This window comes from Nocardioides sp. (assembly GCF_025964975.1).
Taxonomy (GTDB): Bacteria; Actinomycetota; Actinomycetes; order Propionibacteriales; family Nocardioidaceae; genus Nocardioides.
Genome location: NZ_JAOPXV010000053.1, coordinates 1 through 10,137, shown reverse-complemented (window position 1 = coordinate 10,137; position 10,137 = coordinate 1). Strand labels below are relative to the sequence as shown.

The 10,137-nt window shown below is 70.4% G+C and carries 9 protein-coding genes; 1 reads left to right on the top strand and 8 read right to left on the bottom strand.

The window, feature by feature from the left end; all coding sequences use genetic code 11:
* The coding region (locus JWN68_RS04065; protein WP_297735066.1) for a cysteine desulfurase family protein at window positions 1–1,003 on the bottom strand (1,003 nt) is incomplete at its 3' end.
* Between the two features lie 676 nt (window positions 1,004–1,679).
* Here JWN68_RS04065 and JWN68_RS04060 point away from each other — a divergent pair.
* The gene (locus JWN68_RS04060) at window positions 1,680–2,066 is read left to right on the top strand and encodes a hypothetical protein (protein WP_297735063.1); all 387 of its coding nucleotides are present in this window, start codon (window positions 1,680–1,682) and stop codon (window positions 2,064–2,066) included.
* A 5-nt stretch (window positions 2,067–2,071) separates the two neighbouring features.
* On the opposite strand, the gene JWN68_RS04055 is transcribed toward JWN68_RS04060, so the two are convergent.
* The 7 genes from JWN68_RS04055 to JWN68_RS04025 form a co-directional block, all read right to left on the bottom strand.
* Window positions 2,072–2,725, bottom strand: a complete 654-nt coding sequence (locus JWN68_RS04055) for a hypothetical protein (protein ID WP_297735060.1) — start codon at window positions 2,723–2,725, stop codon at window positions 2,072–2,074.
* Between the two features lie 343 nt (window positions 2,726–3,068).
* Window positions 3,069–3,854, bottom strand: a complete 786-nt coding sequence (locus JWN68_RS04050) for an LLM class flavin-dependent oxidoreductase (protein WP_297735056.1) — start codon at window positions 3,852–3,854, stop codon at window positions 3,069–3,071.
* Between the two features lie 22 nt (window positions 3,855–3,876).
* Window positions 3,877–5,010, bottom strand: a complete 1,134-nt coding sequence (gene proB / locus JWN68_RS04045; RefSeq protein WP_297735054.1) for a glutamate 5-kinase — start codon at window positions 5,008–5,010, stop codon at window positions 3,877–3,879.
* Window positions 5,007–6,563, bottom strand: a complete 1,557-nt coding sequence (gene obgE, locus JWN68_RS04040; RefSeq protein WP_297735051.1) for a GTPase ObgE — start codon at window positions 6,561–6,563, stop codon at window positions 5,007–5,009. Before obgE ends, proB begins: the two co-directional genes overlap by 4 nt.
* A 109-nt stretch (window positions 6,564–6,672) precedes the next feature.
* Window positions 6,673–6,927, bottom strand: coding sequence for a 50S ribosomal protein L27 (rpmA, locus tag JWN68_RS04035; RefSeq protein ID WP_297735047.1), 255 nt, complete (start codon window positions 6,925–6,927; stop codon window positions 6,673–6,675).
* 46 nt (window positions 6,928–6,973) lie between these two features.
* On the bottom strand, window positions 6,974–7,285 hold the full coding sequence (gene rplU / locus JWN68_RS04030; RefSeq protein ID WP_297735044.1) for a 50S ribosomal protein L21: 312 nt from the start codon (window positions 7,283–7,285) through the stop codon (window positions 6,974–6,976).
* A gap of 197 nt (window positions 7,286–7,482) precedes the next feature.
* Window positions 7,483–10,137: Rne/Rng family ribonuclease (locus JWN68_RS04025; RefSeq protein ID WP_297735041.1), on the bottom strand; the 2,655-nt coding region annotated here is incomplete at its 5' end.

Sequence of the window (10,137 nt, the reverse complement as noted above, 5' to 3'; positions counted from 1 at the left end):
CGCTGCAGGCCGAGCCGGTGGAGCACTCGATGCCGCGGGCGTCGAGCAGCATCAGCATCGAGTCGCCCTCGCACCCGGGGAAGCCGATGTGCGCATTGCCGGGCAGGCGGTGGACGGGATCGCCGTTGAGATGTGCGTCCGGGACGACCTCGAGCACGCGGTGCACGAGCTCGTCGCGCAGGGCGCGAAGGCGGGTGGCGTGGTGGTCCTGGTTCTTGACCGAGGCCTCGATGGCGGCAGCCAGCCCGGCGATCGCGGGCGGGTCGAGGGTTCCGCTCCGAATGTCTCGCTCCTGGCCACCTCCGTGCACGAGGGCGGAGACGGTGAGATCACGGCGTACGACCAGAGCACCGACGCCGTAGGGCCCGCCCACCTTGTGCCCGGCCAGGCTCAGGGCGTCGACCCCCGATGCGGCGAAGTCGACAGGCTCGACGCCGATCGCTTGCACAGCGTCGGTGTGGACCGGGATGTCGTGCTCGGCGGCAAGCGCCACGATCTCGGCGATCGGCTGCAGGGTGCCGACCTCGTTGTTGGCCCACATCACCGAGATGAGCGCGACCGACGCAGGGTCTCGTTCGACAGATGCGCGCAGGGCGTCGAGCCGCAGGTGCGCCTGGTCGTCGACGGGGAGGAGCTCGACCTCCGCCCCCTCCGCCTCCGCGAGCCAGTTCAGCGGATCGAGGACGGCGTGGTGCTCGATCGCGGTGGAGAGGATGCGGACCCGGCGGGGGTCGGCCGCCCGGCGCGCCCAGAAGATCCCCTTGAGGGCGAGGTTGTCGGACTCGGTGCCACCGGAGGTGAACACGACGTCGCCCGGGCGGCAGCCCAGTGACCGCGCGATCGTCTCGCGGCTCTCCTCCACGACCCGGCGGGCGCCGCGGCCGGAGGCATGCAGGGAGTTGGCGTTGCCCACGGCCGCCAGCTGTGCGGTCATCGCCTCGATCGCCGCCGGCAACATCGGCGTCGTCGCGGCGTGGTCGAGGTAGACCCGTGAAGTGTCCATGGCCGCCAAAGCCTATCCGTGGTCTGTGTGCGACCGGCTTTCCGCGACGGGGACGGACCGCGCCACGGGGCGATCCGTACGATCTCCACATCTGGCAGGGGGCGAGGAGTGGGGTCGGCATCGCGCTGACGGCGCTGCTCTGGGCAACGGCCTGCACCCCTGCCGACGACGCTCCGGCTTGCCGCGACGCCCGAGATCCTCACCGAGCGGCAGTTCCGTGCCGCGGCCGAATCCTGGGTCGCCGATCGCGAGGCCGCCCTGGTCGAGGGCGACCTCGACGCGTTCATGGCCACGGTGGACGACGACGAGCTGCAGTTCACGGCCACCCAGCAGCGCTGGTTCAACAACCTCGCGCAGCTGCCCCTGAGCGACCTGGCCCTGGAGGTGTCCGAGGCCGAGTTGCCGGAGGCGGGGAGCAGCCAGGAGTCGGCGCTGCGGTTGCCCGTCGACTTCACCATGAGGCTCGACGGCTTCGAGGCGAGATCGGTCACCCAGCGTCTCGTCTACACGTTCACCACGGCGACGACGGGCTGCTGCTCTCCGCCGATCGGGACGCCCGCGCCGACAAGCGCGCCGAGTGGCTGCCCGACCCGTGGGACGTCACCCATGTCGTCGTACGCCAGAGCGACTCGATCCTCGCCGTCTTCGACGAGGACACGTCCCTGTATGCGACGCCGTGATGAAGGATCTCGAGGTCTCCCGGCTGACCGTGATGGCCGCGATCCCCGAGTGGTCGGGGAAGCTCGTGGCCTACGACATCACCGACCTGACCGCCATCGCCGAGCGCACCCCCATGAAGGTGGCGGAGGCCGGCGGGATCGCCTATCCCGTGCTGGTGCGTCCCGGTTCGAAGCGGGTCGCGGCGCACCGCTTCGTGGTCAACCCGGACGTGGTGCACAACGGCCTCCAGCGGGAGTTCCTGTTGCGCCACGAGACCGAGAATCTCGGGCCAGGCGCCGAGATGTCTGCCGAAGCTGCCGATGGCCTGCTGGTGAGCGAGACCGGCCCGGACAACGCAGGGCTGACCATCGCTGCCCTGCAGTGGGCGCCCGGCAATGGCTGAGGCCGTCAGGTCCCCATCGGGTCGTCGAGCCACGGGTGGTCCGCCCGCTCCTTGCGTACGGCGCCACGCAGCCACTCCCGGGCCTCCCGGGAGAGCAGCGGCCACGTCGTGACCAGGTCAGCGGTGTCCTTGGGCCGTAGCAGCCGCGCCTTGTGGTGCAGGACCACCTCGGGCAACATGTAGCGGATCCCGTCGTCCGCCACCCACGTGACGTCTGCCAAGGGGGCCACGTGCTCCGGGTCGCGCCGCGACAGCCACTGTCCGTCCACGTCCTCGCTGAGGATGCAGTCGAGGAACCACGGCGCCACGGCATGGTCCCGCAGCCACACCTGGCCCGCCTGCTCGTGTGGCTCTGGCCAGTCGTCGTTCAGCGGACGGATTGTCCCGCTCCCGGCGCTCCAGACGTGGTGCCGGTCCCCCACGAGCTCCCGCATCAGCGGCAGGTCGCGGCGCCAGATGACGAGGTCGATGTCCTCGTGCCGGCGCGGGATCCCTGTGTACGCCTCGATCGCCCAGCCTCCGACGATCCACCACTCGCCGGGATATCCCGCCATGAAGTCGACGACCCCTGCCGGATCCAGCGCGTCCCACTCGCCGTACAAGCGGCGCAACGCGATCTCCTCGGCCTCCTCGTCCTCGGTCGGCACCCATGGCGTCATGCCTCGAACCTACCGAGCGGCGACCTGCGAGCGCAGTGGCGACCCGGACACCGCCCGCCCGGGGGCGGGCGGCCTACGGCGTCGGCCCGCCCTCGGGCCTGGTCGGGCAGTCCGAGTTGGAGCAGACGCGGCGATCCGTGGTCCCGTCCGCCCCACCGACGATGCCGTCAGCAGGGCCGACGGGGTCGCCGTCTCCCTGCACCGGGGCGTCACGAGGTCCGAGACTCACGTCGGAACCACAGACAGCGCACGGCTTGACGTCGAAGTACATGCCTCCCATCGTCGCGCGGGGGCGCTGGGGCCGGACCACCCCAGTGGGGACATGCATGGAGCCAGGGACAGGTCAGGGACCTGCGTCGATGATCCGTCGCACCTCGTCGAGGTCGAGGTCGAAGGGCCCGATCCGGGTCAGCACCCAGGACGCCCCGCGGTCCGTCCACTCGTCGGGTTCCTGCTCCGGCCTGAGGTCGACCACCAGGTCGAAGCCCGGGGCCGGGGCGTGCTCCCGGAGCTCGGCGGCCACGCGGTCGAGGTCGTCGGGTCCCTCCAGGCCGATGACGAAGAAGCCGTCATGCCCAGCTGCTCGGCGCAGGGGCGCCCGGTTGCCCAACCGGCCGGCCAGCCAGATCGGCACGGGCGGCGCCGGCCGGAAGCGAACGTCGCGGGCCGCGTAGTGGGCGCCGTCGTGGTCGGTCGACGCACCTGTCAGCAACGACGTGAGGACCTGGAGGCCTTCGTCGAGCATCGCACCGCGCACTTTCGGCGTGGTCTCATCGCCGAAGGCGCTGAACTCCTCCAGCCCGTCGTCCCCCAGCCCCAGCCCGAGCACGAACCGGCCACCCGACAGCACCGCCAGGCTGGCCGCCTGCCTGGCCAGGACCTGAGGTCGCCGCCGCGCCAGTGGGGTCACCATCGGCCCGAACAGCAGCCGCTCGGTGCGCATCGCGACAGCGGCACAGCAGGTCCACACGTCGGCGATGGCAGTGATCCGATCGCCGTACTGGAGGTGGTCCCAGACGAAGAACCCGTCCCAACCCGCCGCCTCCGCCGCGGCAGCCAGGTCGCCGATCACCCGGGGGTCGGCCAAGGGGTCGAAGGGGGCCACGAAGAGGCCCCGGCGCGCGGTCATGGGCACCATCATGGCCGACGGCCTACAGCAGGATCAGGTCGTCGCGGTGCACGACTTCACGCTCGTACGCCGACCCGAGCTCGCGCGACAGGTCCTTGCTCGAGCGTCCGAGCAGCCCGGGCAGCTCGTCGGCGTCGAAGTTGACGAGCCCCCGCGCGACCGCCCGGTGCTGCTCGTCGACCAACGAGACCGGATCGCCGGCGCTGAACACACCGGTCACGGCGGTGATGCCAGCAGCCAGCAGGGACGCTCGACGCTCGGTGACGGCCGCCACCGCGCCGGGATCGAGCACCAGCGATCCCTTCGGCTCCGTCGCATGGGCCAGCCACAACAGGCGCGTCGGCCGGCGTTTGCCGGTGACCTGGAAGAGCGTGCCCACATCAGAACCGGAGAGAGCGGCGGCCGCCTGGTCCGCGGACGTCAGGATCACCGGGACGCCCGCACCCGTGGCGATCCGGACCGCGTCGATCTTGGTCGCCATGCCGCCGGTCCCGACCCCGGAGGTGCTCACGGAGCCGATGTCGACGCTGGCGAGGTCGGCCTCCGACCGGATCGCCGGGATCAGTCTCGAGGCGGGATGGGCCGGCGGTCCGTCGTACAACCCGTCGACGTCCGACAGTAGGACCAGCAGGTCGGCATGGACGAGGTGGGCCACGAGGGCGGCGAGTCGGTCGTTGTCACCGAATCGGATCTCCGAGGTCGCCACCGTGTCGTTCTCGTTGACGATCGGCAGCACACCGAGCTCCAGCAGCTTGGCGAACGTCTGGTGGGCATTGCGGTAGTGGGCGCGCCGGATCACGTCGTCGACGGTCAGCAACACCTGCCCGGTCACGAGTCCGTGACGAGCGAGCTCCTCCTGGTAGCGGTGCACCAGCAGACCCTGGCCGACGGACGCGGCAGCCTGCTGGGTGGCGAGGGCACTCGGCCTCCTCCTCAGTCCCAGCGGCGCGAGGCCCGCCGCAATGGCTCCGGAGGAGACCAGGACGACTTCGACGCCACGTCCGCGAGCCGCCGCCAGGACCTCGACCAACTGCCGGATCCGGGTCGGGTCGATGCCACCGTCGGCCGTGGTGAGCGACGACGATCCCACCTTGACGACGACCCGTCGTGCTCCGGCCACGAGGTCGCTGCGATCCGGCGCCTCTCGATCGGTCACTCGTCGTCCCGGTCGGGGTCGTCCTTCGAGCCGATCTCGTAGGACATGGGCCCGATGCCGGAGCTGGTGACCGTCTTGGGCGCGGCGGCCTTGCCGGCCCGGTCGATGCGCCGGGCCACGTCTGCGCGGGTCTCGGTCTCCGAGCGCTCGGGCATCTGCTCCTGGATGTCGCGGCGGCGCGTGGAGGAGGGACGCTCCTCACGCAGCCGCTCGTCCTCGCCGCGTCGACCGAGCATCTCGGCACCGGCCTCGATGCCGGGCTTGAAGTCGAAGACTACGGCGTCGTCGGGCTTGCCGATGAGGACGGCGTCGCCCTCCTGGGCTCCCATCTTTGCCAGCTTGGCCTCGACGCCGAGCCGGGTGAGGCGGTCGGCCAGGAAGCCCACGGCCTCCTCGTTGCTGAAGTCCGTCTGTCGCACCCAGCGCTCGGGCTTCTCGCCCCGCACGCGCCAGCCCTCCGGCGACTCGGTGACCTCGAAGTCGCCACCGTTGTCGGCGCCCGGCGGGCGAAGCACGATGCGGGTGGTCTCGACCGCAGGGCGGGCGGCACGTGCCTGGCCGACGATCTCGCCCATCGCATAGACCAGGGCCGGCATCCCCTCGCCCGACGCAGCGCTCACCGGGAACACACGGTGGCCACGCGCCTCGAGGTCGTCGCGGACCATGCCGGCGATCTCGTTGCCGTCCGGGACGTCGACCTTGTTGAGTGCGACCAGTCGGGGCCGGTCCTCGAGGCCGCCGTAGCGGCTCAGCTCGTTCTCGATCACGTCGAGGTCGTCGACCGGGTTGCGGCCGGGCTCGATCGTCGCGGTGTCGATCACGTGCACGAGAGCGGCGCAGCGTTCGATGTGGCGCAGGAAGTCGTGTCCGAGGCCGCGACCGTCGGCCGCGCCCTCGATCAGCCCGGGCACGTCAGCGACGGTGAACGTCACGTCGCCGGCGCGGACGACGCCGAGGTTGGGCACCAGCGTCGTGAACGGGTAGTCGGCGATCTTGGGGCGCGCCCGCGACATGGCCGCGATCAGCGACGACTTGCCGGCGCTGGGGAAACCCACCAGCCCGACGTCCGCGACCACCTTGAGCTCGAGGCGGACCTCGATCTCGTCGCCCGGCTCACCGAGGAGGGCGAAACCCGGGGCCTTGCGCTTGCTGCTGGCCAACGCCGCGTTGCCGAGGCCGCCGCGACCGCCTCGGGCGACCACCATCTCGGTGCCGGCACCCACCATGTCGCCGAGGATCTCGCCGTCGGGCGTCTTGACCAGCGTGCCGTCGGGGACCGGCAGGACGAGGTCTCCGCCGTGGGAGCCGTTGCGGTGGGCGCCGGCACCGTGGCCCCCGTTGTCGGCCTTGCGCTTGTTGCCGTGGTGGTAGTCGATCAGGGTGGTGACGTCAGGGTCCACCCGCAGGATCACCGAGCCGCCCGGGCCCCCGTTGCCGCCGTCGGGTCCGCCCAGGGGCTTGAACTTCTCCCGGTGGACCGACGCGACACCGTTGCCGCCCCGGCCGGCGCTGATGTGCAGCGTCACCTGATCGACGAAGGTGGGTACTGCCATGGGGTGCTCCTGGTGCGAGTCTCTGCGTTGGCAAATGGGACGAAGGGCGACCCCAGAAGTCCAGGGACGCCCTTCGCGGAAAGCTGTGGTGCGGGAAGCTAAGGCTTCGTCACTCGCCGGGGACGATGTTGACGACCTTGCGGCCACGCTTGCGGCCGAACTCGACGGCACCAGCGATCAGGGCGAAGAGGGTGTCGTCGCCACCACGACCCACACCCGAACCGGGGTGGAAGTGGGTGCCACGCTGGCGGACGATGATCTCGCCCGCGTTGACGGCCTGGCCGCCGAAGCGCTTCACGCCGAGGCGCTGGCTGTTGGAGTCGCGGCCGTTCTTGGTGGACGCGGCGCCCTTCTTGTGAGCCATGAGTTCAGTCCTTCGTCAGCAGTTCAGGAGAGTTCCGAGCGTGAGCTCAGAGGGAGATGTCGGTGACCTTGACCTGGGTGTACTTCTGGCGGTGTCCCTGGCGCTTCTTGTAGCCGGTCTTGTTCTTGTACTTCTGGATGACGATCTTCGGGCCCTTGGTGGCGCCGAGGATCTCGACGGTCACGGCAGCCTTGTCGAGCCCGGTCGCGGTGACCGTCTCGCCATCGACAACCATCACGACGGGGAGAGACAGGGTGCTGCCGACCACGTTGGCCTTCAGGTCCATCTTGTCGATCTCGATGACGTCGCCAACAGCAACCTTCTGCTGCTTGCTGCCACTGCGCACAACTGCGTACACGGCGGACTCACTCTCCTCAGGTCCTGTGGTTGCCAAAGATTGGCACGGTGAAAAAAATCGTGTGGTTCGTGTCCTGCTCCAGGCTCGCGACGAGTAGTCAGCGCAGTTCTGAGAGGAGGGATACGCCGAGGCGCACAAGGAGCGACTTTACGGCGCTGAGGCCGACGCGGTCAAAACGAGCCCGACCGCCCCGGACTTCAGCGCTTCCGGGTGCCCTTCTTCTTGATCGGGACGTGCTCCACGTGTGCCGCTTCGGCAGCTCCGTCGCCCGACCCGTTGACGGCCTGGCCGTCGACGCCAGCAGGCGCCGCTGCCTCGTCCGCCGACGGGACGACAGGCGGACCGGCCGGCCGGGTCGCCGAGCGGCGGCGCGTCCGCGTCACGACTCGGGGCTTCTCCGGTTCCACGGCGGTGACCGGCTCGGCGGGCGCTGACTCCTCGGCGGGTGCCGGGGTGGCCGTTTCCTCAGTGGTCTTCTCCTCGACGGCCCGCTCCTCGACGACCCGCTCCTGGGTGACCGGAGCAGCGTGCGCCGGGGACGCCGTGGGGGCCTCGTCGACGCTCACGGTCTCAGCAGGGCTCGGGGACTCCGACGAGCTCGCGCTGGCGGTCTCGGCCGAGGCCGCGGTCGGTGTCTCGGCCGGGCTGGAGGTCTCGGCGACCTCAGCGGCGTCCGCCTGGTCCACCTGGTCGCTCCGATCAGCCTGGTCAGGCTGGGTCACCTCGGTGCCCTCGGCCTTCTCCGAGCGCGGCATCGCGGCGACGTCCTTGGGCGAGGGGGCACTCGAGGTGCCGTTGCCGGACTTGGAGCCCGACTTGTTGTTGCCACCGGAGCCCCCGTCGTCCTGGCTCTCCCCACGTCCACGACCGCGGCCACGGCGAGCGCCGCCACGACCGTCACCGTCGTCGCTCTTGGGCTCGACCGGCTCGTTGACGATCACGACGCCCCGGCCCTGGCAGTGCTCGCAGTCGGTGCTGAAGGACTCGAGCAGCCCGGTACCGATCCGCTTGCGGGTCATCTGGACGAGGCCGAGTGACGTCACCTCGGCAACCTGGTGCCGGGTGCGGTCGCGACCGAGGCACTCCACGAGGCGGCGTACGACCAGATCGCGGTTGGACTCCAGCACCATGTCTATGAAGTCGATCACGATGATGCCGCCGATGTCCCGCAGCCTGAGCTGACGGACCATCTCCTCAGCGGCCTCGAGGTTGTTCTTGGTGACCGTCTCCTCGAGGTTGCCCCCGGAGCCGGTGAACTTGCCGGTGTTGACGTCGACGACCGTCATGGCCTCGGTGCGGTCGATGATCAGCGAGCCACCCGATGGCAGCCAGACCTTGCGGTCGAGCCCCTTCTGGATCTGCTCGTCGATGCGGTACGTCGCAAAGATGTCCTTGCCCAGGTCGCGGCCCTCGGTGGCGGGCTCGAACCTCTCGAGCCGCTCCTCCAGGTCGGGCGCGACGTGGGAGACGTAACCCTGCACGGTGTCCCACGCGTCGGGACCCTCGATGACCAGCTTGGAGAAGTCCTCGGTGAAGAGGTCGCGGACCACCTTCAGCGTCAGGTCGGGCTCGCCGTACAGGAGCTGGGCGTTGCCGCTCTTGCTCGCGACCTTGGCCTCGATGTCCTCCCAACGGGCCTTGAGCCGCTCCACGTCGCGGGTGAGCTCGTCCTCGCTGGCACCCTCGGCGGCCGTGCGCACGATGACGCCGGCCGTGTCCGGGACGATCTCCTTGAGCAGGGTCTTGAGACGGTTGCGCTCGGTGTCGGGCAGCTTGCGCGAGATGCCGCTCGTCGTGCCGTCCGGGACGTAGACCAGGAAGCGACCGGCAAGGCTGATCTGCGAGGTCAGGCGTGCGCCCTTGTGACCGATCGGGTCCTTGGTCACCTGCACCAGGATCGACTGACCGCTGGAGAGGAAGGACTCGATCTTGCGGGGCTGGCCCTCCTTGTGGCCGAGCGCCGACCAGTTGACCTCACCGGCATAGAGGACGGCGTTGCGGCCCTTGCCGATGTCGATGAACGCGGCCTCCATCGACGGCAGGACGTTCTGCACGCGACCGAGGTAGACGTTGCCGATCAGGGAGGTCTGCGACTCGCGGGCGACGTAGTGCTCGACGAGGACCTTGTCCTCGAGCACGGCGATCTGGGTCAGGTCGTTGCGCTGACGGACCACCATCACGCGGTCGACGGCCTCGCGGCGGGCCAGGAACTCGGCCTCGCTGACGATCGGGGCACGACGACGGCCTGCCTCGCGGCCCTCGCGGCGGCGCTGCTTCTTCGCCTCCAGCCGGGTGGAGCCGGCGACTGCGGTGATCTGGTCCTCGGCTGAGCGGCGGCTGCGGACCCGAGTGACGGTGTTGGGCTCCTCGTCGCTCTCCTCCGCACCTTCCTCGCCGGCCCGGCGGCGGCGGCGGCGCCGTCGCGACGTGCCTTCGCCCTGGTCGTTCTGGTCCGCGTCGCTGCTGCCCGAGGCGCCCGGCGTCTCGGAGTCGTCGTCGGTGTCGTCCTCGGAGTCGCTGTCGGCGTCGCCGTTCTGGCCTTCTCCGCCCTCGCCGCCCTTGCGGCGACGACGACCCCCACGACGGCGGCGACGGCGGGCCGGACCGGTGCCGTCGCCGTTCTCGTCGTTGTCATCGTCGGTGTCGGTCTCGGTGTCGGCGTCGGCGGTGTCACCTGCGTCGTCGGGGTCCGGAGCGGCGGCCTTCTTGGCCGAGGTCCGCTTCCTGGCGGTGGTCTTCTTGGCGGGCCTCGTGTCGGCTGCCGTGTCGTCGGCTGCGACGTCGTCCGACGCGTCGACCGGCTCGTCGTCGGTGGGCTCTACGTCGGTCGGCTCGGGCTCGGCCGGGGCGCT

Excerpts from the sequence above, each read along its gene's own strand:
- JWN68_RS04055 (WP_297735060.1), bottom strand. The coding sequence starts at position 2,725 with ATGACGCCATGGGTGCCGACCGAGGACGAGGAGGCCGAGGAGATCGCG.
- JWN68_RS04050 (WP_297735056.1), bottom strand. The coding sequence starts at position 3,854 with ATGACCGCGCGCCGGGGCCTCTTCGTGGCCCCCTTCGACCCCTTGGCC.
- obgE (WP_297735051.1), bottom strand. The coding sequence starts at position 6,563 with ATGGCAGTACCCACCTTCGTCGATCAGGTGACGCTGCACATCAGCGCC.
- rpmA (WP_297735047.1), bottom strand. The coding sequence starts at position 6,927 with ATGGCTCACAAGAAGGGCGCCGCGTCCACCAAGAACGGCCGCGACTCC.